This is a genomic window from Achromobacter sp., assembly GCF_057314935.1.
The window spans coordinates 1-23,665 of sequence record NZ_DBHKZA010000086.1; the positions used below are offsets into that span (position 1 = coordinate 1).

Genomic DNA, 23,665 nt, shown 5'->3' on the forward strand with positions numbered 1-23,665 from the left:
TACCGGACCTTGCCCTCCTTCCAGGCCGCCAGCAGCTTTTCATAAGGGATGGTTTCGCCCTTGGGCTTCTCGTTCGCCAGCTTCTTCCAGGGCGCGTGCTGGTCCGACAGCCACTTGCTGGGGTCGCTCTTGGCGTTCAGCTTCGGCGCGCATTGCGCCATGCCTGCCCGTTCCAGGCGCGCCATCACCTGATCCATTTCATTGGCCAGGTTGTCCATCGCGGCCTGCGGGGTCTTTTCGCCCGTGACGGCCGTGGCGACGTTCTTCCACCACAGTTGCGCCAGCTTCGGATAGTCCGGCACGTTGTTGCCCGTGGGCGTCCATGCCACGCGGGCGGGGCTGCGGTAGAACTCGATCAGGCCGCCGTAGTTCGCCGCGTTCTTGGTGAAGAAGTCGCTGTGGATGTCGCTGTCGCGGATGAAGGTCAGGCCGGTGATGGATTTCTTCAACGACACCGACTTCGACGTGACGAATTGCGCGTACAGCCAGGCGGCGGCCATCTTGTCGGGGTTGGTGGACTTGAAGAACGTCCATGAACCCACGTCCTGGTAGCCGTTCTGCATGCCGTCCTTCCAGTACGGGCCGTAAGGCGACGGGGCCATGCGCCATTTCGGGGTGCCGTCGTCATTGACGACCGGCAGGCCCTTCTTGGTCATGTCGGCGGTGAACGCCGTGTACCAGAAGATCTGCTGGGCGATCTGCCCTTGCGCCGGGACGGGGCCGGATTCCGAAAAGGTCATGCCCATGGCCTGCTGCGGGGCGTACTTTTTCATCCAGTCGATGTATTTGGTCAGCGCGTAGACGGCGGCCGGGCTGTTGGTGGCGCCGCCCCGCGATACCGAGGCGCCCACGGGGGTGCACTTGTCGTCCGCGACGCGGATGCCCCATTCGTCCACGGGCATGCCGTTGGGCAGGCCCTTATCGGCCGCGCCGGCCATGGACAGCCACGCGTCGGTGAAGCGCCAGCCCAGGGACGGGTCCTTCTTGCCGTAATCCATGTGGCCATAGACCTTCTTGCCGTCAAGCTCCTTGACGTCGTTGGAGAAGAAGTCGGCGATGTCTTCGTAGGCGGACCAGTTGGTGGGCACGCCTAGGTCGTACCCGTACTTGGCCTTGAACTTGTCCTTCAGGTCCTGGCGGGCGAACCAGTCGGCGCGGAACCAATACACGTTGGCGAACTGCTGGTCGGGCAACTGGTACAGCTTGCCGTCGGGCGCCGTGGTGAATTTGGTGCCGATGAAATCCTTGATGTCCAGGTCGGGATTGGTCCATTCCTTGCCGGCCCCGGCCATGTAGTCCGACAGCGGCAGGATGGCGCCGTAACGGTAGTGGGTGCCGATCAGGTCGGAATCCGAGATCCAGCCGTCGTAGATGGATTTGCCGGACTGCATGGACGTCTGCAGCTTCTCGACAACGTCGCCTTCCTGGATCAGGTCGTGGTTGACCTTGATGCCGGTGATTTCACTGAAGGCCTTCGCCAGCGTCTTGGATTCGTACTCGTGCGTCGTGATGGTTTCGGATACGACGCTGATTTCATTGACGCCCTTAGCCTTGAGTTTGGCCGCGGCGTCCATGAACCACTTCATTTCCGCCATCTGCTGGTCTTTGGACAACGTCGACGGCTGGAACTCCGAATCTACCCACTTCTTCGCTTCCGGCTCGCCGGCCCATGCCCCTGACGTTCCGATCAGGGCGATAGCCGCTGCCATGGCATGCATGCGCAATTTCATGACCTGTCTCCTCGAATGGCCTTCCCCATCTTTTGCTGCGGACCTCTGGCCGGGGAAGATGCGGGCCCGTAGTCCTTGAACCAAGTGAGGGATCGAAACGCCCCTTCAGCCTTTTCTCATGATGAAGGCCAACAGCAGCATGGACAGCACGAAGCTGATCCACACCGATGGCGGCTCATCCAGCGAAAACCATTCCACCGCCTTTTGCCCGAACCCCAGGAATGCCAGGTTGAGCCAGGCGGCGGCCATCAAGCCGATGAACAACCTGTCGCCGCGGGTGGTGCGCAGCGGCAGGAAGCCCTTGCGCTCGACCGTGGGCGACTTCAATTCCCAGACCGTCATGCCGATCAGCATCAGGACGATGCAGGTGAAGAACACGGCGACGGGAGTGGTCCATACCATCCAGCTGAACATGTCGCGGCCCTCCCCTAGACCCGGCCCATCGCGAAGCCCTTCGCGATGTAGTGGCGCACGAACCAGATGACGATGCCGCCGGGCACGATGGTCAGCACGCCCGCGGCCGCCAGCACGCCCCAGTCCATGCCGGAGGCCGACACGGTGCGGGTCATGGTGGCCACGATGGGTTTGGCGTTCACCGACGTGAGCGTGCGCGCCAGCAGCAGCTCCACCCAGCTGAACATAAAGCAGAAAAACGCCGCCACGCCCACGCCCGACTTGATCAGCGGCAGGAAGATCGTCAGGAAGAAGCGCGGGAAGGAATAGCCGTCGACATAGGCGGTTTCATCGATTTCGCGCGGCACGCCGGACATGAAGCCTTCCAGGATCCACACCGCCAGCGGCACGTTGAACACCAGGTGCGCCAGCGCCACGGCCAGGTGCGTGTCCATCAACCCGAACGAGCTGTACAACTGGAAGAACGGCAGCAGGAAGACGGCGGGCGGCGTCATGCGGTTGGTCAGCAGCCAGAAGAACACGTGCTTGTCGCCGATGAAGCGGTAGCGCGAAAACGCGTAGGCGGCGGGCAGCGCCACGGCCAGCGAGATCACGGTATTGATCACCACGTAGATCAGCGAATTGATGTAGCCCGAATACCAGGCGGGGTCGGTGAAGATCGTGCGGTAGTGCTCGAAGGTGAAGTCGCGCGGCCACAGGGTCAGGGTGCTGACGATCTCGGTGTTCGTCTTGAACGACATGTTCAGCATCCAGTACAGCGGCAGGATGGCGAACACCAGGTACAGGATCAGGAAGGCGGAGCGCCACCAGGTGGATTGGTCACGCATTGGCACGCTCCTCGTCGACGCCGCCCGTGGTGCCCGCGCGCTGCATCCAGTTGTAGAGGATGAAGCACAGCAGCAGGATGATCAGGAAGTAGATGATCGAAAACGCCGCGGCCGGGCCCAGGTCGAACTGGCCCACGGCCTTCTGCGTCAGGTATTGCGACAGGAACGTGGTGGCGTTGCCCGGCCCGCCGCCCGTCAGCACGAAGGGCTCGGTATAGATCATGAAGCTGTCCATGAAGCGCAGCAGCACCGCGATCATCAACACGCCGCGCATCTTGGGCAGCTGGATGTAGCGGAACACCGCCAGGCGCGACGCGCCGTCGATGCGGGCGGCCTGGTAATAGGCGTCGGGGATGGCGCGCAGGCCCGCATAGCACAGCAGCGCGACCAGGGGCGTCCAATGCCAGACGTCCATCACCAGCACGGTCACCCACGCGTCCACGTCGTTGCCGGTGTAGTTGTAGTCCACGCCCAGCCAGGACAAGGTGGCGCCAAGCAGGCCGATGTCGGTGCGGCCGAACACCTGCCAGATGGTGCCCACGACGTTCCAGGGAATCAGCAGCGACAGCGCGATGATGACCAGCACGGCCGACGCCCGCCAGCCGCTGGCAGGCATCGACAGCGCCAGCAGGATGCCCAGCGGGATCTCGATGGCCAGCACCGCCAGCGAAAAGCCGATCTGCCGGAACAAGGCCCCGTGCAGTTCTTCGTCCTGCAGCACGGCGGCAAACCATTCCGTGCCCACGAAAACGCGGCGTTCGGGCGAGATGATGTCCTGCACCGAATAGTTGACGATTGTCATCAGCGGCAGGATGGCCGAGAACGCCACGCACAGCACCACGGGCAAAACCAGGAACCAGGCCCGGTGATCGATGGGTTTCATGGGATCAGCACCTCGTCGCGGTAGAAGCAGGTGTGCGGGTTCAGCACCGACAGCCAGACCGTGCCGCCGGCGGCGGCCGGCACGACGTTGCTGCCCAGCCGAGCGCGCACGGGCGTGCCTTCAAAGTCGGCCACCAGCAAGGTATAGGTGCCCACGTCCTGCACGCGGTCCACTCGCACGGGCACGGCGCCGGCCGCGCCGGCGTCGGTCACGCGCAAGTATTCGGGGCGCACGCCCAGCTTGACGGGGCCGGCGCCGGCCAGCTTGGCGCCCAAGGCCTCGGGCGCGCCACCGACCCGGCTTTGCCCCACCCACAGCGCGCCGTCGCGCCATTGCGCAGGCAGGAAGTTCATACCCGGCGACCCGATGAAGTGCCCCACGAACGTGTGGGCGGGCCGCTCGAAGAGGTCATCCGCGCTGCCCACCTGCACCGCGCGGCCCCGCGCCATCACCATGACCTGGTCCGCGAAAGTCAGCGCCTCGGTCTGGTCGTGGGTCACGTAGATCAGCGTCAACTTGAACTCGTGGTGGATTTCCTTGAGTTTGCGCCGCAGTTCCCACTTCAGTTGCGGATCGATGACGGTCAGCGGTTCGTCGAACAGGATGGCCGACACGTCGCTGCGCACGAGGCCGCGCCCCAGCGAGATCTTCTGCTTGGCGTCGGCGGTCAGGCCGCTGGCCCGGCGGTCCAGCACCGCGGACATTTCCAGCATTTCGGCGATGCGGCCCACCCGCTCGCGGATGCGGTCCGGCGCAATGCCGCGGTTGCGCAACGGGAACGCCAGGTTTTCGGCCACCGTCATGGTGTCGTACACGACCGGAAACTGAAACACCTGGGCGATATTGCGCGCCTGTGGCGTCTTGGCGGTGACGTCCTGCCCATCGAAGAGGATGCGGCCATGCGACGGGCGCAGCAGGCCCGACACACAATTGAGCAGCGTGGTCTTGCCGCAGCCGGACGGGCCCAGCAAGGCATAGGCGCCGCCATCGCGGAACGTGAACGCGAGCGGCAGCAGCGCGTAGTCCTCGTCGGTCTTGGGGTCGGCCACGTAGGAATGCGAGAGGTCCAGCTCGATCTGGGCCATCAGACGACCTCCCCTGCGCCCGCGGGTTGGCGCGGCGCGGCCAGCAGCGCCCCATCGGCGCCGAAGGCATAGGTCTGGGCCGGATCGAAATACAGCTCCACGCGCTGGTCCAGCGTGTACCGGTGCACGCCCGGCAATTGCGCGACGACGTTGCCCGCGGCCGTTTCCGCATGGACGAAGGTGTCCGATCCGGATATCTCGGCCAGCTTCACCACGCCCGGCAACCCGATGTGGCCCGGCCGCGGCTCCACGTCCAGGGCGCCGGCGCGCAGGCCCGCGGTCAGGTCGGCGCCCGCGTCCGGCGGCAGATGGCGCTCGACCGCCATCTGGCCTTGCAGGACAAAACCCGAGTCCGTGCGGCGCGCGGCGAACAGGTTCATGGGCGGATCACTGAAAGCGCGCGCCACGCGGATGGAATTGGGCCGGTGGAACACCTCTGCGGTGGGCCCGTATTGCAGCAACTCGCCCGCGTCCAGCACGGCGGTGTGGCCGCCGAGCAACAGGGCTTCCCCCGGCTCGGTCGTGGCGTAGACCACCGTGGACCGCCCTTCGGCGAACAATTCCGACAGTTCGTCGCGCAATTCCTCGCGCAGCTTGTAGTCCAGGTTGACCAGCGGTTCGTCCAGCAGGATCAGCGGCGCGTCCTTGACCAGGGCGCGGGCCAGCGCCACGCGCTGCTGCTGCCCGCCGGACAGTTCCGAGGGGTAGCGCTCAAGCAGATGGTCGATATGCAGGCGCGCCGCCATGGCGCGGGCCTTTTCGCCGATGTTTCGTTCGCCGCGCAGCTTCAACGGCGACGCGATGTTGTCGTAGACCGACATCGACGGGTAATTGATGAACTGCTGATAGACCATGGCCACGTTGCGCTGGCGCACGGGCACGCCCGTCACGTCGGCGCCATCGACCAGCACGCGGCCTTCGGTCGGCCGGTCCAGCCCGGCCATGATGCGCATCAAGGAGGTCTTGCCGGCCAGGGTCACCCCCAGCAGCACCGTCATGGCGCCCGGAACCGGGGCCAGGCTCATGGGAGTCAGGTGCGTCTGCGAGCCGGCTCGCAAACCAATCCTGTCCAGGGTCAGCTGCATCTAGTCTCCTCAACCTACTTATACGTCCCTATTTTTCACACGGACTTCGGTATTCGGTACAGCGAGCCAGCCTGTGCGCGAACGCACGCAACAGGATGAGCATACTCTTTCAGATGGCTTTCGTTTTTTGTGCGTTTTACTCAAGAAGCGAACAAAAAACAATCTTGCAGTGCGGCATTATTTTTCGCTTTTGTTGTTTTATCATTCACCCATGACACTGAATCCACGACAGAGCGCTTTGATCGAAATGGTGCGAGCCCAAGGCTCGGCATCGATCGAAGAGCTTGCCAAACGCTTTGACGTCACGCTGCAGACCGTGCGGCGCGACGTGAACATCCTTTCCGAGGCCGGCCTGCTGTCGCGCTTTCACGGCGGTGTGCGCATCGAAGCCTCGACCATCGAGAACATCGCCTACCGCAAGCGCCAGGGCCTGCACGCGGCCGGCAAGCAGCGCATCGCCGAAGCCGTGGCCCGGGCGGTGCCCGACGGCTGTTCGCTGATCCTGAACATCGGCACCACGACCGAGGCCATCGCGCGCGCCCTGCTGCGCCACCGCGGCCTGCGCGTCATCACGAACAACCTGCACGTGGCCGACATCCTGTCCGACAACCCCGACTGCGAAGTCATCGTGGCCGGCGGCGTGGTGCGTTCGCGCGACCGCGGCATCGTCGGCGAAGCCACCATGGACTTCATCCGCCAGTTCAAGGTGGATATCGGGCTGATCGGCATTTCGGGCATCGAAGCCGACGGCACGCTGCGCGATTACGACTTCCGTGAAGTGCGCGTGGCCCGGACCATCATCGAGCAATCGCGCGAGGTCTGGCTGGCCGCCGACAGCAGCAAGTTCAAACGCCAGGCGATGGTGGAACTGGCGCACATTTCGCAGATCGACCGCTTCTTCACCGACGCGCATCCGCAAGAGCCGCTGGCGCAAGTGCTGCTGGATTCCGGCGTGCGCTGCGATGTGGCCGCGGCCCCGAACGCGGCCGGCGCGCCGTCCACGAATACCTCGGCAACCAACGCTTGAACCGGCGCGCCGGATCCGGGCCCCTGCCCGCCCCGGCTGCCCGCACACGATAACCACGCTTTTACCTGGCGGCCCCGCCGCAACGACTTATGAACCAACCGCTCGCCAACGTCACCCCGCCCGACCGCAACCGCCTGTTGACCACGCTGGACAACACGCCTTCCTGGGACGTCATCGTCATCGGTGGCGGCGCGACCGGCCTGGGCACCGCGGTCGATGCCGCCTCGCGCGGCTACCGCACGCTGCTGATCGAAGGCGCCGACTTTGCCAAGGGCACGTCCAGCAAGGCCACCAAGCTGGTGCACGGCGGCGTGCGCTATCTGGCCCAGGGCAACGTCAGCCTGGTGCGCGAAGCGCTGCATGAACGCGGCCTGCTCAACCGCAATGCGCCGCATCTGGTGTGGCCGCTGGGCTTCGTGGTGCCCGCCTACAACTGGATGGACCAGCCCTTCTACGGCATCGGCCTGAAGATGTACGACATGCTGGCCGGCAAGCTGAATCTGGCGCCCAGCCGCTGGCTGTCGCGCCGCGACACGCTGGCCAACGCGCCCACGCTGGCGGAAAACGTCAATGGCCGCGGCCTGAAAGGCGGCGTCCTGTATTACGACGGCCAGTTCGACGACGCGCGCCTGGCCATGAGCCTGATGCGCACGCTGTTCGACCTGGGCGGCACTGCCGTGAACTACGTGCGCGCCACCGGCTTGAGCACCACGAACGGCAAGGTTGACGGCGTGACGGCGCAAGACGTCATCGGCGGCGCCAGCTTTTCCTTGCGCGCCCGCTGCGTGATCAACGCCACCGGCGTCTGGGTCGATGCCGTGCGCCGCATGGAAGACAAGAACGCGCCGACGATGGTCGCGCCCAGCCAGGGCGTGCATCTGACCTTGCCGCGCGACTTCCTGCCGTGCAACCGCGCCATCCTGATCCCCAAGACCGACGACGGCCGCGTGCTGTTCGTGGTGCCATGGAACGGCCACACCATCGTCGGCACGACCGACACGCCGCGCGACGACCTGCCGCTGGACCCCGAAGCCGGCGCCCAGGACGTGGACTTCATCCTGGGCACGGCTGCGCGCTACCTCAGCCGCAAACCCACGCGCGACGACGTCACCAGCGTCTGGGCCGGCCTGCGCCCGCTCGTCAAGGCCACGGGCGAGGCATCGACCAAGCAGCTGTCGCGCGAGCACACCATCCTGGTGTCCAACGCCGGGCTGGTGACGGTAACGGGCGGCAAGTGGACGACGTACCGGCGCATGGCGCAGGACGTGGTGGACACCGCGATCCAGCATCAGTTGCTGACGCAAGCCAGCTGCCGCACCGAATCGCTGCCGCTGCACGGCGCCTCGGGCCTGGCGCCGTCGCAGGAGCACGCCGGCACGCCGGACAGCTACTATGGCAGCGACCTGGCCACCTTGAAAGCGCTGCCGGGCGCCGACCGCATGCTGGTCAACGCCAGCGGCCTGTCCGAAGCGCACGTGCGTTTCGCTGCGCGTTTCGAATTGGCGCGCAGCGCCGAAGACGTACTGGCCCGCCGCAACCGCGCACTGTTCCTGGACAGCGAAGCCGCGATGCTGGCCGCCCCCGAAGTGGCGCGCATCCTGGCTGAAGAACTGGGCCACGACGCCGCCTGGCAGCAACGCACGCTGCAGAACCTGGCCGTGGTCGCGGCCAACTACCGCCTCAAATAAGACCGGCGCGTGCCGTTACGGCACGCGCAGCGGACTTGCCAATATCATCGCTTCGAAGAGCCGCAGCAGGTCCGGATCGCACTTGGATCCGGCCTCGCGGTTCAGGATGCGCATGATCTCGGCGTGCGAACGCGCCGGATGATAGGGCCGAGTGTCGCCCAGCGCATCGTAGGAATCCGCCAGGGAAATGATGCGCGAATGCAGCGGGATATCGTGCCCCGACAACCCTGCCGGATAGCCGGAACCGTCGAAGTGCTCGTGGTGGTGGCGCACCGCATGCGCAATCAGGTCGCGCTGCGGCATCGCGCTTTTCATGATGATGTCGGCACCGGTGGCGGCATGCGATTTCATGATTTCCCAATCGTCGGCTTCCAGGCGCTTGGGTGAAAACAGCACGCGGTCGGGGGTGCCGATCTTGCCCACGTCATGCAGCCTTGCGGCCACGGCCACCGCGGCTTGCTCGAGCTCTGGCAGGCCGCAGGCCTGGGCCAGCGCCACGCTCAATGCGACCACCCGGTCACAATGACGGCCAGTGGCCGGGTCACGCGCCTGCATGGCGGCAAACAGCGCGGCCTCACAGGAACCATCGGGGTATTCGGGTACGTCTGGGGGCATCAGAAAGATGCGCAACGTTGCAACGGAACGCGCGCAGTGTGTCAGAAAGTAGCAATTCTGACACACTGCGCAGCAATCCTGACCAAACAGATTTCAGTTCTTCAACCGTTCCAGCAAGGCTTCTGCCACGCCGACGGACGATGCCGGGTTCTGCCCGGTGACCAGCAAGCCGTCGCTGACGACATGAGGCTGCCAGTCCGGCCCGCTGCTGTATAAGCCGCCCAGCCGGGTCAATTCGTCTTCGACCAGGAATGGCACCACGTCCGTCAGCTGCACCGCCGCCTCTTCCGCGTTGGAAAAACCGGTGACCTGGCGTCCCTGCACCAGCGGCTTGCCGTCGGCGGTCTTGGCGTGGCGCAGCACGCCGGGCGCGTGACATACCGCCGAGACCGGCTTGCCGGCGGCCAGCATGGTCTCGATCAATCCGACGGACTTCGTGTCTTCCGCCAGGTCCCACAGCGGGCCGTGCCCCCCGGGGTAGAACACCGCGTCGTAATCGGCCGCCTGCACGTCGGCCAGGCGAAGGGTAGACGCCAGCACGCGCTGCGCATCGGCGTCCTGGCGGAAGCGTCGCGTGGCGTCGGTCTGCGCGTCAGGGTCGTCGCTTTTGGGATCCAGCGGCGGCTGGCCGCCTTTGGGCGACGCCAGCGTCACGGCGGCGCCCGCGTCGACGAACGCGTAGTACGGCGCGGCGAATTCTTCCAGCCAGAAGCCCGTCTTGCGGCCGGTATTGCCCAATGTGTCATGGGATGTCAGCACGATCAGGATTTTCATGTTGCGCTCCGTTGTGTGGCGCTATTGGTCCGGGCCGACGCGCACGATGCGCTTGCCGGCGTTTTCGCCCTTCAGCAGCCCCATCAGGCCGCGCGGCGCATTCTCCAGCCCTTCGACCACGTCCTCGCGGTACTTGATGCGGCCTTGCGCGATCAGCCCTTCCATCGCTTCGCGGAATTCGCCGTAGCGGTGCGCGTACTCGTTGAAGATGATGAAGCCCTGAAACTTCAGCCGCTTGGTGAGGATGGTGCGCATCAGGAGCGCCAGGCGGTCCGGGCCGTCAGGCTGGCTGGTGGCGTTGTAGGCCGATATCAGCCCGCAGACCGGCACGCGCGCACGCGGGTTCAACAACGGCAGGACGGCGTCGAACACCGCGCCCCCGACGTTTTCGAAGTAGACGTCGATGCCCTGGGGCACGGCGCGCGCCAAGCGGCCAGGCAGATCGGGCAATTTGTGGTCCAGGCAATCGTCAAAGCCCAATTCGTCGAGCACGTAGCGGCACTTGTCGGCGCCGCCCGCGATGCCCACCACCTTGCAGCCGTGGATCTTGGCGATCTGCCCCACCACTGCGCCGACCGCGCCGCTGGCCGCGGCCACCACCACGGTTTCGCCCGCCTTGGGCTGGCCGATGTCCAAGAGGCCCATGTAGCCCGTGAACCCGGGCATGCCCAGCACGCCTAGCGAATAGGACGGATGCTGGGGGTTGGCGCCCAGGCGCAGCAGGCCCGTGCCGTCGGACACGGCGAAGTCCTGCCAGCCGGATTGCGCCAGCACCCACTCGCCAGGCTGGAAGTCGGGATGGTTGGACGCCTGCACGCGCGTCACGGTGCCTCCCACCATCGGCTGGCCGACCTGGACAGGTTCGGCATAGGACGGCGCGTCGCTCATGCGGCCGCGCATATAGGGGTCCAGCGACAAGTACACGGTACGCAGCAGCACCTGGCCGGGGCCGGGCTGCGGGACGTCCCCGGTTTCCAGACGGAAATCGCTGTCTGCGGGTTCGCCGTGCGGGCGCGCGGCAAGCACGATACGGCGATTGATCGACGATGATTGCGGCATGAAGTCCAGCCTCCTGCAAGGAAGCCGCCCGGGCCTTGCGGGCAAAACCCGGGTGGCAAGTTGGGGAACCGGTCCATTACACCATCGTTGTCCATCGCTCCGTGCCGTAACCCTTCCATCTCGCCCCCTTTTAATTAATTAAATACTTAATTAAACTCTGCGCCATGTGCCCCGTACCGCCTCCCGCTCCCCGCCGCCCCGGACGTCCCGTGCGCCCTGACAACGCCGCCATGCGCGCCGACCTGCTGGGCATCGCCACCGGCCTGTTCGCCGCGCAGGGGGTCGCCGCGACCACCATCGCCCATATCGCCCAACGCGCAGCCGTCACGCCGGCGATGGTGCATTACTACTTCAAAAACCGCGACCAGTTGATCGACGCGGTCGTGCAGGAACGCGTCTTGCCCGTCATCGGATATGTCTGGGCGCCGGTGCCGGTGACGTTGGACGCCGGCCAGGATCCGGCCGCGGCGGCCCGTGGCTTCCTGGCGGAAATCGTGAAGCGCATCGTGCAAAGCGCCACGCAACAGCCATGGTTGCCTGCCCTATGGATGCATGAAGTCGTCAACGAAGGCGGTCAACTGCGCGAACGCGTGCTGCCGCATCTGCCGTCCGACCGCTTGCAGGCGTTCGCCGGCCTGATCGGGCAAGCCCAGCGCCAGGGCGTCATCACGCCCGGCGTGGAGCCCCGCCTGGTGTTCCTGTCCATCCTGGGCCTGACGCTGCTGCCGCTGGCCACGTCCAACCTGTGGCGCCGCATCTGGCAAGGCGACGCGCAAGCGCAGGCCATTGATACCGACGCGATTGCGGCGCACGCCATCGCCATGCTGACCGGCGGGCTGTTCTCGCCGCCCGCCCCGCCCCCTGCCCCCTAAGGATGCCGACCATGCGCACCCGTCCCGCCCCGCTTCGTTCCCTGCCGGCCTTGCCGGTGCTGGCCTTGCTGTTGGCCGGTTGCGGCAATGATCACGCCCCCTTCTACCAAGGCTATGTCGAGGGCGACTATGTGTATGTGGCGTCGTCCGAGGCCGGCCGGCTGGATGCGCTGCCCGTCAAGCGCGGGCAGCAGGTGGCGGCCGATGCGCCGCTGTTCACGCTGGAGGCCACGCGCGAGCGCGCCGCCCGCGACCAGGCCAGCGCGCAATTGGCCGCGGCGACGGCGCAGATGGAAGACATCGCCACCGGCAAGCGCCCGCCTGAAGTGGACGTCAGCCGCGCCCAACTGGCCCAGGCCGAGGCCGCCAGCCGCCGATCTGCCGCGCAGCTGCAGCGCGACACCGCGCAGTTGCGCATCGGCGGCATTGCGCGGGCGCAACTGGACGACAGCCGCGAACAGGCGCAATCGGACGCCGCCCGCGTGCGCGAGCTTCGGGCGCAGCTGGAAGTCGCCGCCCTGCCCGGGCGCGACGACCAGCGGCGAGCGCAAGCCGCCCAGGTGGACGCGGCCCGCGCGACGCTTGCCCAGGCCGAATGGACGTTGGCGCAAAAGCAGCTGGGCGCCCCCGCGGCGGGACAGGTGTTCGACACGATGTACCGCGTGGGCGAATGGGTGCCCGCGGGCAGCCCCGTCGTCAGCCTGCTGCCGCCCGGCAATATCAAGGTGCGCTTCTTCGTGCCCGAAACGGTGGTGGGATCGTTGAAGGTCGGCCAGCAGGCCAGCCTGCGCTGCGACGGCTGCGGCGAGCCGATACCGGTGCACATCGACTACGTGTCGAATCAGGCTGAATACACGCCGCCGGTCATCTACAGCCGCGAAAGCCGCAGCAAGCTGGTCTACATGGTGGAAGCCCGGCCGACGCCGGACGCCGCCACGCGCCTGCATCCCGGCCAACCCGTCGAGGCCACGCTGCAATGAGCGCGCCGGACGACACCGCCCGGGACGCCGACACCGCCGTCATCGACGTACACGGGCTGAACAAGCACTTCGGTGACAAGCATGTGGTCAACGACGTGTCGCTGCGCGTGCGCGAAGGCGAGATCTTTGGCTTCCTGGGCCCCAACGGCAGCGGCAAGACCACCAGCATCCGGTTGATGTGCGGCCTGCTGACGCCGGATTCTGGCAGCGGCACCTGCCTGGGCTACGACATCCTGCGCGAAAGCGCCGAGATCAAGCGGCACGTCGGCTACATGACGCAGAAGTTCTCGTATTGGGATGACCTGACCATCCGCGAGAACCTGGATTTCGTGGCGCGCATGTACGGGATGCCAAACCGCAAGGAAACTGTGGACCGCGCGCTGGAAGACCTGGGGTTGCACAGCCGCGCCAGCCAACTGACGGGGTCGCTGTCCGGCGGATGGAAGCAGCGGCTGGCGCTGGCGGCCTGCCTGTTGCACGAGCCCCGGCTGCTGTTGCTGGACGAACCGACCGCCGGCGTGGACCCGACGGCGCGGCGCGATTTCTGGGAACAGCTGCACGAACTGGCCGCGCGCGGCATCTCGGTGCTGGTCAGCACGCACTACATGGACGAAGCCGAGCGCTGCCACAAGCTGGCCTACATCTCTTACGGCAGGCTGCTGACCCAAGGCACGGCCGAGCAAGTGATCGCGGAGCAGCACCTGACCACCTGGGCCATCCACGGCCACAATCTGGTGCCGCTGGGGCAGCGGCTGCGCGGCGCGCCGGGCGTGGACCAGACGGTGGCTTTCGGGTCGGCGCTGCACGTCAGCGGCCAGGACGCCGAACTGCTGGAACGGACGCTGCGCGGCGCCATCGACGGCCAGGACCTGCGGCTCGAGCGTATCGACACCAGCCTGGAAGACGTCTTCATCTACCTGATGAACCGGTCCACCGACAACTTCGCGAGCCCGCCATGATGCGCCATCTGCAAGGCTTTTCGTGGGCCCGCTGGTGGAGCATGGTGCTGAAGGAATTCCTGCAGCTGCGCCGCGACCGCATCACGTTCGGCATGATCGTGGGGCTGCCCATCATGCAACTGGCGCTGTTCGGCTACGCGATCAACACCGACCCGAAGCAGATGCCCACGGCCGTCATCACGGCCGACCACAGCCCGTTCACGCGCAGCTTCATCGCGGCGATGAAGTCGTCCGACTATTTCCACATCACCGAAGAACTGGACAACGAGGAGGCCGGCCGCGCCGCGCTGGCCCAGGGCCGCGTGCTGTTCGTGGTGACGATACCGCCGGACTTCTCGCGCCGGCTGCTGCGCGGCGAACGGCCCGCGTTGTTGATCGAGGCCGACGCCACGGATCCCATGGCCACCGGCATGGCGATCGGCGCGGCCACCCAGCTGACCCAGGCCGTGGCGCAAAAGGACCTGACCGGGCCGCTGGCCGGCCTGGCGGGCGGACAGCCGGCGTTCGACGTGCGCGTGCACCAGCTCTACAACGAAGAGCAGATCTCGCAATACAACACGGTGCCGGGGCTGATGGGCGTGATCCTGACGATGACGCTGGTGATGATGACCGGGCTTGCCATGACGCGCGAACGCGAGCGCGGCACGATGGAGAACCTGCTGTCGATGCCCGTGCGGCCGATCGAGGTGATGACGGGCAAGATCGTGCCCTACATCGCCATCGGGCTGATCCAGGCCACCATCATCCTGCTGGCGGCGCACTTCGTCTTCCATGTGCCGATTCTGGGCAGCCTGCTGTCGGTCTACCTGGCGGCCCTGCTGTTCGTGGCCGCCAACCTGACGGTAGGCATCACGCTGTCGTCGCTGGCGCAGAACCAGTTGCAGGCCATGCAGCTGACCATGTTCTATTTCCTGCCCAACATGCTGCTGTCGGGCTTCATGTTCCCGTTCCAGGGCATGCCCATGTGGGCGCAGTACCTGGGCAACCTGCTGCCGCTGACGCACTTCAACCGGCTGATCCGCGGCATCCTGCTCAAGGGCAACGGCTGGTGGGACCTGTGGCCCAGCATCTGGCCGTTGATGCTGTTCACCGTGGTCGTCATGACCGCCGCCGTGAAGTTCTATCGCCGAACCCTGGATTGACGCGCCATGCCCCGCCTAGCCCGCCCGCCCTTCGCCTCCCTTCCGCTGCCGCGCGCCCGCCCGGCGATGGCCGCCCTGAGCCTGCTTGCGCTCGCCTCGGGCTGCGCGGTCGGGCCCGATTTCGCTCCCCCCGCCGCGCCCGACGTCACCGCCTACACCGCGCCGCAGGACGCCGCCGCGGCAGCCGGTGGCCAACAACTGCAGGCAGGCGCCGACATCCCCGCGCAATGGTGGCAGCTGTTCCATTCCGACGCGCTTGACCAGCTGGTGCGCCAGGCGCTGGACGCCAACCCGACGCTGGAACAAGCGCGCGCCAGCCTGCGCCAGGCCACCGAGAACCTGAACGCCGAAACCGGCGGGCGCCTGCTGCCGTCGGTCGACGCCAACGTCTCGGCGGCGCGCAAGAAGGTGGACCCGTCCGCCTATGGCGTGCCGGTTTCCGAATTGCCGCCCCCGTTCACGCTGTACAACGCGTCGATCGACGTGTCCTACACGCTGGACGTGTTCGGCGGCAACCGCCGGGCGCTGGAAGGCATGGCGGCGCAGGTGGATTACCAGGCGCACGAATTGCAGGCCGCGCGCATGTCGCTGGCGGCGAACGTGGTGACGGCGGCCATCCGGCAGGCCGACCTGTCCGAACGCGTGGCCGCCACCCGCGAACTGCTGACGGCGCAATTGCGCCAACAGGACATCATGCGCCAGCGCCTGGCCGCCGGCGGCATTGCAGAGGCCGACCTGAGCAACCAGGAACTGCTGGTTGCCCAGACGCGTGCCACCCTGCCGCCGCTGGACAAGGAACTGGCGCAAGTCACGCACCAGCTGGCCGTCTATCTAGGCCAGCCGCCCGCCGCATTACGCATCGCGCCGATGCGTCTGGCCGACCTGACGCTGCCCGCAAGCATTCCGACCGGCGTGCCGTCCGCGCTAACCCGCCAGCGGCCTGACATCCTGGCTGCCGAAGCGCTGTGGCATAAGGCGTCGGCCGATGTGGGCGTCGCCACGGCCAACCAGTATCCCCAATTCACGCTGACCGCCAGCTTCGGGTCGCAACGCACCCGCGTGGGCGAGTTGTCCGACGGCGTGAACGTGTGGAGCCTGGGGCTGGGCCTGGTGCAACCGCTGTTCCATGGCGGTGAACTGCGCGCGCGCAAACGGTCGGCCGAAGCCGCCTACGAGGCCGCGGCGGCGGCGTACCGGCAAACGGTGCTGGAAGGTTTCCGGCAAGTGGCCGACGCCCTGCGCGCCGTGCAGACGGACGGCGAGGCCTACCAGGCCTATGACGATGCCTGGCGCCGCGCGGCGGATGCGGAACGCATCGCGCAGGGCCGCTACCAGGCGGGCGGCATCAGCCATCTGAGCCTGCTGGACAGCCAGCGCCAGCTCTTGCAGACGCGCATAGCACGCACCGAGGCCGACGCCGCGCGCTATGCGGATACTGCGGCGCTGCTTCAGGCGCTGGGTGGCGGTTGGTGGAATGAACCCGCCGCGCCGGCAGCCGCGCAGCTTCAGGTTCCCGCGTCGCCGCAGCAATAAGGGCTGCCGGTAGCACCGGAAGTACGACCCGAAATGGCGCACGAGGTAGGACCGGAGAGCCTCAGGGATAGGACCGGAGACAAGAGACCAGCCACGAAACCCGCACCGGCTTTCGTGGCAAGAACGTTAAGGCGCCGGTCAGCCGGCGGCCTTTGCGCACCGAGGTGGTGCCTGCAACGGCCCTTCGGGCGTCGCGCGTAACAGACGCGCCGCGATCATGTCTGAGAATTCGGGTACGAAACGGGCGTTGTGCGAGGTTTAGGAATTCGATGTATCCGTAGCATCATGCATGCGCTCAAGCTGCACAGATCACTACGATTCATGAATGACCTACTAGACCTGATCGTCTTCTCTCCCGATCCCGACCAACGCGTGCGCCGCAGCGACGCACTGGCGGGGATGGGATTTTCACCCCGCCGTTGCGAAGACTCCAACGGCCTGTTCCGCCTCTTCCAGGCGCGCCGCACGCCGTTGCTGGTGATGGAAGCCGAATTATCCGATCTCTGCATGGCCGTCGCAGGTCTGCGCGCCATGGACACCACCGCCGGCATCGTTGCCGTCTCCACCTTCGATTCCCCGGAGAACCGTATCCTGGGCCTGCATTGCGGCGCCGACGCCTGCTTCCAGCCCGACGTGGCCACGGCGGAAATCGCCGCCGCACTGCAGGCACTGGTACGCCGCGTGCCCGCCATGGCCGGCCGGCGGACGGCCCCCGAGGCGGAACCGCGCGCGGCCAGCGCTGCCGCGCCCTCCGACCCCACCGGGAAATGGCAATTCCATGACGCGGCCTGGACGCTGGTCAGCCCGCAAGGCGCGCGTTTGGCGCTGACGCTGGCCGAGCGCGAGTTCCTGCTGAAACTGACCGCCTCGGCAGACAAGCGGCTGCCGCGCAGCGATCCGCCCGGCATTGATCCGCAAGCGGGCCGCGAATCCATCCGACGCACCGACGTGGTCGTCAGCCGCTTGCGGCGCAAGGCGCAGGACATGAACATGGAACTGCCGATCCGCACCGTCTGGGGCTGGGGCTACGCCTTCACCGGCGAGATCTGAGGGCTGCCCGCGGGCGTATCATGCGATGTGTGCGGCGCCGACTCCCCGGCGCACGCCCATTCCCTTCTGATCCGCCGCCCGACATGGAAGTCTTTGAACGCCTGCAAGCGATGCTTGCCCAGAACCAGGCCCGCCACCGCCTGATCGAACACCCCGCGGCCGGCCGCTCGGTGGAAGTCGCCGCCATCCGCGGCACCGCCGTCAGCCAGGGCGCCAAGGCGCTGGTCTGCCGCGTGAAGATCTCATCCAACCAGCGCAAGAACGTGCTGGCCGTTTTCCCAGCGGACAAGCAAGCCGACCTGGACGCCATCGCGCGCGCGGCCGGGGGCAAGAAGGCGTCGCTGGCCTCGCAAGACCTGGCGCGCGAATTGACGGGCTGCGAGATCGGGGCGATTCCGCCCTTTTCGTTCAACCCCGACCTGCATCTGCTGGTGGATCCCAGCCTGCGCGACCGCCACGATGAAATCGTGTTCAACGCCGGACGCCTGGACGCGTCCATCCTGCTGAACACGGAAGACTACTTCCGGCTGGCCGCGCCGGAAGTCGCCCCGTTGATCAAGGCCTGATCCCGTCCCGCCATGAGCCCGCCGTGTCCCGCCCCCTGAACCGCCGAGGCGCGCGCACGTCCAACATGCGATGGCTCATGAGCCTGGCGCACATGGAGCCGTCGCCCGTCAGCCGCTGGGTGGCTTTGCGCGCCGCCCTGGCCATCGGCCTGCCCTCGGCCGTGGGGCTGGCGCTGGACCAGAGCGCGGCCGCCGCGCTGGTTGCCCTGGGCGCGCTGCCCGCCATTACCGGCGACAACGGCGGCCCCTACCGGAACCGGGCGCTGTCCATCGGGTCCACCGTCTTCGGCGGCGCGCTGGGCTACCTGCTGGGCAACCTGGTGGCCGGACACGGCCTGCTGACCTCGGCCGCCATGACCGTGCTGGTGCTGATCGCCAGCCTGGTCGGCACCTTCAACAACATCGCCGCCGTGGCGACGCTGCAATTCGCGGTGTATGTCATCGTGGGCGCCAGCCTGACTTCGAGCCTGCCGCCCTGGATGCCGTCGGTGCTGGTGGGCGCGGGCGGGCTGTTCGGCCTGGCGCTGACCTTGTCGGGCTGGGTCGTGAACCCCATCGCGCCGGAACGCGCCGCCGTCGCGCTGGCCTACCGCAAGCTGGCCGCGATGTTCGCGGCCATCGGCACCTCACGCACCATGGTGGCGCGCCGCGACATGGAAGCGGCCATGACCACCGCCTACGACACCGTGCTGGCCGCCCGTGGCCGCGCCGCCGGGCCATCGCCTCGGCTGGCCCGGCTGGCGGCGCAATTGCAGGCCTGCACGCCGCTCACCAATGCCGCGTTGTCGCTGGCGCGCGCGGGCCGCGTGCTGCCGCCGGCTTGCGCGCGCGTCATGAACCGGCTGGCCGACCGCGTGGAAAACGACGCCGACCCCGATCCCGGCGACGACATCGCCGCCTTGCGGCTTGCGGACATGCCGCAACTGGCGGACGCGCTGGCGCAGGCGCTGCCCTTGCTGGACGGCGCCAAGCCGCCCGACATCGACCCGCTGGCCGCGCTTGCGCCCGTCCGTCCGCGCACGCCCTGGCGCGTGCTGGTCCAAACCTACCGGCCCGGTCCGACCACCGTGCGCTACCTGATCCGGCTGGGCCTGTGCCTTGTCGCCGCCGAGGCCGTGGCACTGGCGGTGGCCTTGCCCCGATCCTACTGGGTGCCGCTGATCGTGGTGGTAATCTTCAAGCCCAACTTCGGCTCGGTCTTTGCACGGGCATTGCAAAGCTGCGGCGGCAGCGTGGTGGGGGTGGCCATCAGCGCCACCGTGCTGGCGATAGACCACAGCGGCATCGCCAGCGTGCTGACAGTGGCGCTCCTGGCCTCCCTGCTGCCCTGGTCCATCCGCCGCAACTACGGACTGTTCTCGGCCATCCTGGTGCCCATCCTGATGCTCTTGATCGGCGCGCTGCAGCCCGGCACCTGGGCCATCGCCCTGGCGCGGCTGATCGACGTGGGCATCGCCGCCGGCATCGTGCTGCTGGTGGGTTACCTGCCGTGGATCCGCATCGAACGCCACAACCTGGACCACGCCGTGTCGGCCGCGATGGACACGTTGGCCGCTTATCTGAATACGGTCTTCCAGACTGCGCCCGACAGCCGCCACAGTCTGCGCGCAAGCGCCTATGCCCGCTTGTCCGACTTGCGCATCGCCCTGCAGCGCGGTTTGTCCGAACCCCGCCTGGTCAGCCGCCGCGCGCTGGCGTGGTGGCCGGTGGAGGTCGCACTCGAGCGCGTGGCCAATGCCATTTCGGACACGGCGTGGTCGCTACCCGCCGGCCAGGCCGCGCCCAGCGCCGCCCAGGTGGCGGCGCTGGCGCAAACCCTGCATGCCATGAGCGTCGCCGTCGGCCAGGGCGCGGCCGTGTCCGCCACCGCCATCACAGCGCCGTCACCCGCGCTGGCCGACGTCGCCGCAGAAATCGAAGCGCTCCGAGCCACACTGGCCGGTCCGGACTTTGCCGCCGCTCCTGGCGCGGGCGCCCGGTACCCTCGTCCCCAAACACCCCCTTCCCAGGTCTGAACCATGTGTCTTGCCGTATTGGCCCTGCATGCCTTGCCGGGCATCCCCGTCCTGATCGCCGCCAACCGCGACGAATTCCACGCCCGCCTGACGCATCCGGCGGCCCAGTGGGCCGATGCGCCGGAGGTCTATGCCGGCCGCGACGGCCTGGCCGGCGGCACCTGGATGGGCGCGACCACGCGGGGCCGCTTCGCGTTGGTGACGAACTTCCGCGAACCGGGCAGGCACCTGGACGCGGCGCCCTCGCGCGGCGCGCTGGTCGAAGACTTCCTGCGCGGCGGCGCGGCGCCTGGGGAATACCTGGCCCGGGTGCACGACGCGGGCCAGGCCTACAACGGCTTCAACCTCATCGTGGGCGATGCGCGCCAGGCCTGGTATCTGAGCAACCGCGATGGCGCGCCGCGCGCGCTGCCGCCCGGCATCTATGCGTTGTCCAACCATCTGCTGGACACCCCGTGGCCGAAGCTCGCCCGCACCAAGGCCGCCTTCACCGCCGTGCTGGAACACGCGCCGCAACCCGACATGCCCGCGCTGTTCGCCGCGCTGGCGGACCGCCAGGGCGCGGAAGACGACGAACTGCCCGCGACAGGCCTGCCGAGGGATCGCGAAAAGCTATTGAGCAGCCCGTTCATTGTCAGTCCGAACTATGGCACCCGCAGCTCCAGCGTGCTGGCGCTGCACGCCGACGGCGCGGGCCAACTCGAGGAAAGGCGCTTCGCCCCCGACGGATCGGTCAGCGGCGAGAGCCGGCTGGCGTTCGCCTGGCAGGGCGGCTTTTCCGGCGATATGCTTGCCGAATGCGGTTAGGACCTGCGCGAGGTTTCTTTTCGTGTCAGCCGGCGCCAGACCCGCGAACTCGGCGCCCACTTCCCGGTCGAAACCCATGTCGCCTACTCCAGGAGAACCTCATGAACAAACGCATTGAACGCTGCACCCTGGCCGCCATGATGGCGGTGGGCAGCATGGCCATCGCCGGCGTCCTGTCGACCGCCCAGGCGGCGTTGCCCCCGGTCAAGCACCAGGGCACGGTGCAGTATGTCAGCGGCGGGATCGGCATCGACGAGTCGGAAGCCATGAAAGCGGCCGCCCGCGATTATCCGCTGGCGCTGACCTTTGCCGCCCAACGCGACGGCAAGGCGGATTACGTCGCCAGTGTCGGCGTCGCCATCCATGACGCGCAAGGCAAGGAAGTGCTGAAGGCCACCGCGGAAGGCCCGTACATGCTGGTGAAGCTGCCGGCCGGCGCCTACAAAGTCTCGGCTACCTATGAAGGCAAAGCCCAAGTGCGCGACGTGACCGTGCAGAACACGGGAACCGCACGCGCCGTCTTCGAATGGAAGTAAGCGGCGCCCTTGCGTCGCCTGCACGTGGCGCGGACCGGAACGTTCTCCAGCCCGCACCGCGCGCCATTCGCGCGCCTTAGACGCCCGAGAACAGGATGGCGATCACAAAGCCCACGCTGATCGCCCAGACCAGCGACCGCAACGCGCCCCAGCCCGCCAGATACATGGCCAGGTAGCCCAGGCGCACGCCAAGCCAGCAGGCCATCAGCGTTGCCACATGCGCGGGCGATGCCTGGGTGTACAGCGCGAACAGCACCGCCGCGTAGAAGAACGGCAGGGCCTCGAAGGTATTGATCTGCGCGGCGTTGGCGCGCGCGCGCCACCCTTCCTGACGCGCCAGCCACGCCCGCGGATCGTTGTTGTCGAATTGTTTGCCCCCCGCCTTGGCGACTATCGTCGAGACGAACGGCAGGATCGCCGCCGCCAGCATCAACCACGCGATCATTTTCATTTTTGCTCCAGGGTGCAGGCGGACCACGGGTCCGCCGGATACAAGGCGGCTTTGCGCCGCCGAGAGCGGCATCGTCGCCTGAAAGGCCCAGTTCGGCAAGCCGGTACGCTTACACTCTGCGCTTTGCATCCGCGTGCTTCGATGCCGTTCCTGTCCCCCTGGTCCGCCCTCTTTCTTTCCGCCGCCCTGCTCTGGCCGCCGGCCACCCGCCGCTGGGCGTGGGCGCCGCTGGCCGTCGCCTGGGCCTGGGCGTGGACGGACGGCCTGATCGATCCCGTCGCGTTCGCTGCGCCTGCATTGCTGTTGCTGGCGGCGACATGGGTACGGCCCGCAGCCGGCGCGGTAGCGCGCGCAGCGGGCCACGCCTTGTTCCTGGCGTTGGCGGCCGCACTTTTCCTGCATCTATTGCCCGGGTTCCACAATCCGCAGGTCATCGCGCCGGCACCGTTGAGTCCCGACGCGGTGCCCTTCGGCATGTACTTGAACCTGGACAAGCCGCTAGTGGCGTTCTGGGTGGTGCTGGCCTTGGCGCCGCCCATGGCGGGCGGCAACGCGCGCATCACCGCGGCGTCTGCGTTGCTGGCGGCTGCCGTGGCGATCGCGGTGTGCCTCGGGGTTGCGCTGGCGCTGGGCGTGGTGGGCTGGGCGCCCAAATGGCCGGACACCGGCTGGATCTGGCTGATCAATAACGCGTTGCTGGTGACGCTGGCCGAGGAAACCCTGTTCCGAGGCTATGTGCAGCAGCAGTTGGCCACGCGGTGGCAGCGCCACGCCTGGGGCGGCCGGGCCGCCGTGGCAGTCGCCGCAGTGCTGTTCGGACTGGCGCATTACGCCGGCGGCTGGCAATGGATCTTGCTCGCCGGCCTGGCGGGCGCGGCCTACGGCGTCGCATACCGCTATGGCGGATTGGCGGCAGCGGTGCTGGCGCACCTGGGCCTGAACGCCGCGCACTTCGGCTTGTTCACGTATCCGATGCGCGCGGTGTTCTAGCGCCGCCGGGCGCAGGGCGCGGCGGCAGACTGCTTCACGGCAGCGCCGGGTAGTCCGTGTAGCCGGCGGCGCCCTGCGAATAGAACGTGGATGATTCCGGCGCGTTCAGCGGGGCGTCCAGTTCGAAGCGGCGCGTCAGGTCCGGGTTGGCGATGTACTGCACGCCGAACGCCACGGCATCGACGCGGCCTGCGGCGATGGCGGCCTCGGCGGATTCCCGCGTGTAGCCTTCGTTGCCGATGTAGACGCCGCCGAACGCGGCCTTCAGCTTCGGGCCCAGGCTGTCTTCGCCTTCATGTTCGCGCGCGCAGATGAACGCGATGCCGCGCTTGCCCAGTTCGGTCGCCACGTAGGTGAAGGTCGCTGCCGGATCCGAATCGCCCATCGTGTGCGAATCGCCACGCGGCGACAGGTGCACGCCCACGCGCCCGGCGCCCCACACTTCGATGCACGCATCCACCACTTCCAGCAGCAGGCGCGCGCGGTTCTCCAGCGAGCCGCCGTATTGGTCGGTGCGCAGGTTCGTGCTGTCTTGCAGGAACTGGTCCAGCAGGTAGCCGTTGGCGGCGTGCACTTC

At 67.3% G+C, this 23,665-nt stretch carries 24 protein-coding genes; 13 read left to right on the top strand and 11 right to left on the bottom strand.

The window, feature by feature from the left end; genetic code table 11:
- The 6 genes from ACO6D5_RS24810 to ACO6D5_RS24835 all read right to left on the bottom strand — a co-directional run.
- Window positions 1–1,730: extracellular solute-binding protein (locus tag ACO6D5_RS24810; RefSeq protein WP_315846039.1), on the bottom strand; the 1,730-nt coding region annotated here is incomplete at its 3' end.
- A 105-nt stretch (window positions 1,731–1,835) separates the two neighbouring features.
- On the bottom strand, window positions 1,836–2,144 hold the full coding sequence (locus tag ACO6D5_RS24815) for a DUF2160 family membrane protein (protein ID WP_315846040.1): 309 nt from the start codon (window positions 2,142–2,144) through the stop codon (window positions 1,836–1,838).
- A gap of 14 nt (window positions 2,145–2,158) precedes the next feature.
- Window positions 2,159–2,971: a carbohydrate ABC transporter permease gene (locus ACO6D5_RS24820; RefSeq protein ID WP_006219773.1), complete on the bottom strand. Its 813-nt coding sequence runs from the start codon at window positions 2,969–2,971 to the stop codon at window positions 2,159–2,161.
- Window positions 2,964–3,854 carry a carbohydrate ABC transporter permease gene (locus ACO6D5_RS24825; protein ID WP_006227504.1) on the bottom strand — a complete coding sequence of 297 codons (891 nt, stop codon included), beginning with the start codon at window positions 3,852–3,854 and terminating at the stop codon, window positions 2,964–2,966. Before ACO6D5_RS24825 ends, ACO6D5_RS24820 begins: the two co-directional genes overlap by 8 nt.
- Entirely contained in the window at window positions 3,851–4,939 is a 1,089-nt protein-coding gene (locus ACO6D5_RS24830) for an ATP-binding cassette domain-containing protein (protein ID WP_315846042.1), read from the bottom strand. The genes ACO6D5_RS24825 and ACO6D5_RS24830 overlap by 4 nt, the downstream gene beginning before the upstream one ends.
- A complete protein-coding gene (locus tag ACO6D5_RS24835; protein ID WP_315846043.1) occupies window positions 4,939–6,024 on the bottom strand; it encodes an ATP-binding cassette domain-containing protein in 1,086 nt (361 codons plus the stop codon). The genes ACO6D5_RS24830 and ACO6D5_RS24835 overlap by 1 nt, the downstream gene beginning before the upstream one ends.
- Window positions 6,025–6,235: 211 nt before the next feature.
- Between ACO6D5_RS24835 and ACO6D5_RS24840 the strand changes: the two genes are divergently transcribed.
- Both ACO6D5_RS24840 and ACO6D5_RS24845 read left to right on the top strand, forming a co-directional pair.
- Window positions 6,236–7,051, top strand: coding sequence for a DeoR family transcriptional regulator (locus ACO6D5_RS24840; RefSeq protein ID WP_315846044.1), 816 nt, complete (start codon window positions 6,236–6,238; stop codon window positions 7,049–7,051).
- Window positions 7,052–7,140: 89 nt separating this feature from the next.
- On the top strand, window positions 7,141–8,739 hold the full coding sequence (locus ACO6D5_RS24845; RefSeq protein ID WP_485826844.1) for a glycerol-3-phosphate dehydrogenase/oxidase: 1,599 nt from the start codon (window positions 7,141–7,143) through the stop codon (window positions 8,737–8,739).
- Window positions 8,740–8,754: 15 nt separating this feature from the next.
- Here the strand turns inward: ACO6D5_RS24845 and ACO6D5_RS24850 are convergent, their stop codons facing one another.
- The 3 genes from ACO6D5_RS24850 to ACO6D5_RS24860 form a co-directional block, all read right to left on the bottom strand.
- A complete protein-coding gene (locus ACO6D5_RS24850) occupies window positions 8,755–9,354 on the bottom strand; it encodes an HD-GYP domain-containing protein (RefSeq protein WP_315846046.1) in 600 nt (199 codons plus the stop codon).
- 93 nt (window positions 9,355–9,447) lie between these two features.
- Complete coding sequence (locus ACO6D5_RS24855; RefSeq protein WP_315846047.1) at window positions 9,448–10,128, bottom strand: DJ-1/PfpI family protein; 681 nt, start codon at window positions 10,126–10,128, stop codon at window positions 9,448–9,450.
- A gap of 21 nt (window positions 10,129–10,149) precedes the next feature.
- Complete coding sequence (locus ACO6D5_RS24860; RefSeq protein ID WP_485826845.1) at window positions 10,150–11,187, bottom strand: NADP-dependent oxidoreductase; 1,038 nt, start codon at window positions 11,185–11,187, stop codon at window positions 10,150–10,152.
- A gap of 164 nt (window positions 11,188–11,351) precedes the next feature.
- Here ACO6D5_RS24860 and ACO6D5_RS24865 point away from each other — a divergent pair, with 164 nt between their 5' ends.
- From ACO6D5_RS24865 to ACO6D5_RS24910, 10 genes are all read left to right on the top strand, one after another.
- Window positions 11,352–12,059 (top strand): TetR/AcrR family transcriptional regulator, encoded by a 708-nt coding sequence (locus tag ACO6D5_RS24865; RefSeq protein ID WP_485826846.1) that lies wholly within the window; start codon window positions 11,352–11,354, stop codon window positions 12,057–12,059.
- Window positions 12,060–12,070: 11 nt separating this feature from the next.
- Window positions 12,071–13,039, top strand: coding sequence for an HlyD family secretion protein (locus tag ACO6D5_RS24870; protein ID WP_485826847.1), 969 nt, complete (start codon window positions 12,071–12,073; stop codon window positions 13,037–13,039).
- A complete protein-coding gene (locus tag ACO6D5_RS24875; RefSeq protein ID WP_485826848.1) occupies window positions 13,036–13,998 on the top strand; it encodes an ABC transporter ATP-binding protein in 963 nt (320 codons plus the stop codon). Before ACO6D5_RS24870 ends, ACO6D5_RS24875 begins: the two co-directional genes overlap by 4 nt.
- Window positions 13,995–15,140, top strand: a complete 1,146-nt coding sequence (locus ACO6D5_RS24880; RefSeq protein ID WP_006227515.1) for an ABC transporter permease — start codon at window positions 13,995–13,997, stop codon at window positions 15,138–15,140. The genes ACO6D5_RS24875 and ACO6D5_RS24880 overlap by 4 nt, the downstream gene beginning before the upstream one ends.
- Before the next feature lie 6 nt (window positions 15,141–15,146).
- Window positions 15,147–16,673 carry an efflux transporter outer membrane subunit gene (locus tag ACO6D5_RS24885; protein ID WP_485826849.1) on the top strand — a complete coding sequence of 509 codons (1,527 nt, stop codon included), beginning with the start codon at window positions 15,147–15,149 and terminating at the stop codon, window positions 16,671–16,673.
- Window positions 16,674–16,994: 321 nt separating this feature from the next.
- Window positions 16,995–17,723 carry a DNA-binding response regulator gene (locus ACO6D5_RS24890; RefSeq protein ID WP_315846053.1) on the top strand — a complete coding sequence of 243 codons (729 nt, stop codon included), beginning with the start codon at window positions 16,995–16,997 and terminating at the stop codon, window positions 17,721–17,723.
- An 83-nt stretch (window positions 17,724–17,806) separates the two neighbouring features.
- On the top strand, window positions 17,807–18,289 hold the full coding sequence (locus ACO6D5_RS24895) for a YbaK/prolyl-tRNA synthetase associated domain-containing protein (protein WP_006227518.1): 483 nt from the start codon (window positions 17,807–17,809) through the stop codon (window positions 18,287–18,289).
- A gap of 23 nt (window positions 18,290–18,312) precedes the next feature.
- Window positions 18,313–20,304, top strand: a complete 1,992-nt coding sequence (locus tag ACO6D5_RS24900; RefSeq protein ID WP_485826850.1) for an FUSC family protein — start codon at window positions 18,313–18,315, stop codon at window positions 20,302–20,304.
- 3 nt (window positions 20,305–20,307) lie between these two features.
- The gene (locus ACO6D5_RS24905; protein WP_485826851.1) at window positions 20,308–21,111 is read left to right on the top strand and encodes an NRDE family protein; all 804 of its coding nucleotides are present in this window, start codon (window positions 20,308–20,310) and stop codon (window positions 21,109–21,111) included.
- A 101-nt stretch (window positions 21,112–21,212) separates the two neighbouring features.
- A complete protein-coding gene (locus ACO6D5_RS24910; protein WP_315846056.1) occupies window positions 21,213–21,647 on the top strand; it encodes a carboxypeptidase regulatory-like domain-containing protein in 435 nt (144 codons plus the stop codon).
- A gap of 76 nt (window positions 21,648–21,723) precedes the next feature.
- On the opposite strand, the gene ACO6D5_RS24915 is transcribed toward ACO6D5_RS24910, so the two are convergent.
- The gene (locus ACO6D5_RS24915; RefSeq protein WP_035212970.1) at window positions 21,724–22,098 is read right to left on the bottom strand and encodes an MAPEG family protein; all 375 of its coding nucleotides are present in this window, start codon (window positions 22,096–22,098) and stop codon (window positions 21,724–21,726) included.
- Window positions 22,099–22,239: 141 nt separating this feature from the next.
- Here ACO6D5_RS24915 and ACO6D5_RS24920 point away from each other — a divergent pair, with 141 nt between their 5' ends.
- Window positions 22,240–23,088 carry a CPBP family intramembrane glutamic endopeptidase gene (locus tag ACO6D5_RS24920; RefSeq protein WP_485826852.1) on the top strand — a complete coding sequence of 283 codons (849 nt, stop codon included), beginning with the start codon at window positions 22,240–22,242 and terminating at the stop codon, window positions 23,086–23,088.
- Window positions 23,089–23,122: 34 nt separating this feature from the next.
- On the opposite strand, the gene ACO6D5_RS24925 is transcribed toward ACO6D5_RS24920, so the two are convergent.
- On the bottom strand, window positions 23,123–23,665 hold a 543-nt coding region (locus ACO6D5_RS24925), incomplete at its 5' end, for an oxidoreductase (protein ID WP_485826853.1).

Coding starts and splice junctions, on each gene's coding strand:
- ACO6D5_RS24920 (WP_485826852.1), top strand. CDS start 22,240: ATGCCGTTCCTGTCCCCCTGGTCCGCCCTCTTTCTTTCCGCCGCCCTG.
- ACO6D5_RS24850 (WP_315846046.1), bottom strand. CDS start 9,354: ATGCCCCCAGACGTACCCGAATACCCCGATGGTTCCTGTGAGGCCGCG.
- ACO6D5_RS24905 (WP_485826851.1), top strand. CDS start 20,308: ATGTGTCTTGCCGTATTGGCCCTGCATGCCTTGCCGGGCATCCCCGTC.
- ACO6D5_RS24855 (WP_315846047.1), bottom strand. CDS start 10,128: ATGAAAATCCTGATCGTGCTGACATCCCATGACACATTGGGCAATACC.
- ACO6D5_RS24860 (WP_485826845.1), bottom strand. CDS start 11,187: ATGCCGCAATCATCGTCGATCAATCGCCGTATCGTGCTTGCCGCGCGC.
- ACO6D5_RS24820 (WP_006219773.1), bottom strand. CDS start 2,971: ATGCGTGACCAATCCACCTGGTGGCGCTCCGCCTTCCTGATCCTGTAC.
- ACO6D5_RS24845 (WP_485826844.1), top strand. CDS start 7,141: ATGAACCAACCGCTCGCCAACGTCACCCCGCCCGACCGCAACCGCCTG.
- ACO6D5_RS24825 (WP_006227504.1), bottom strand. CDS start 3,854: ATGAAACCCATCGATCACCGGGCCTGGTTCCTGGTTTTGCCCGTGGTG.
- ACO6D5_RS24870 (WP_485826847.1), top strand. CDS start 12,071: ATGCGCACCCGTCCCGCCCCGCTTCGTTCCCTGCCGGCCTTGCCGGTG.
- ACO6D5_RS24895 (WP_006227518.1), top strand. CDS start 17,807: ATGGAAGTCTTTGAACGCCTGCAAGCGATGCTTGCCCAGAACCAGGCC.
- ACO6D5_RS24835 (WP_315846043.1), bottom strand. CDS start 6,024: ATGCAGCTGACCCTGGACAGGATTGGTTTGCGAGCCGGCTCGCAGACG.
- ACO6D5_RS24815 (WP_315846040.1), bottom strand. CDS start 2,144: ATGTTCAGCTGGATGGTATGGACCACTCCCGTCGCCGTGTTCTTCACC.
- ACO6D5_RS24840 (WP_315846044.1), top strand. CDS start 6,236: ATGACACTGAATCCACGACAGAGCGCTTTGATCGAAATGGTGCGAGCC.
- ACO6D5_RS24910 (WP_315846056.1), top strand. CDS start 21,213: ATGAACAAACGCATTGAACGCTGCACCCTGGCCGCCATGATGGCGGTG.
- ACO6D5_RS24880 (WP_006227515.1), top strand. CDS start 13,995: ATGATGCGCCATCTGCAAGGCTTTTCGTGGGCCCGCTGGTGGAGCATG.
- ACO6D5_RS24890 (WP_315846053.1), top strand. CDS start 16,995: ATGAATGACCTACTAGACCTGATCGTCTTCTCTCCCGATCCCGACCAA.
- ACO6D5_RS24875 (WP_485826848.1), top strand. CDS start 13,036: ATGAGCGCGCCGGACGACACCGCCCGGGACGCCGACACCGCCGTCATC.
- ACO6D5_RS24830 (WP_315846042.1), bottom strand. CDS start 4,939: ATGGCCCAGATCGAGCTGGACCTCTCGCATTCCTACGTGGCCGACCCC.
- ACO6D5_RS24885 (WP_485826849.1), top strand. CDS start 15,147: ATGCCCCGCCTAGCCCGCCCGCCCTTCGCCTCCCTTCCGCTGCCGCGC.
- ACO6D5_RS24865 (WP_485826846.1), top strand. CDS start 11,352: ATGTGCCCCGTACCGCCTCCCGCTCCCCGCCGCCCCGGACGTCCCGTG.
- ACO6D5_RS24915 (WP_035212970.1), bottom strand. CDS start 22,098: ATGAAAATGATCGCGTGGTTGATGCTGGCGGCGGCGATCCTGCCGTTC.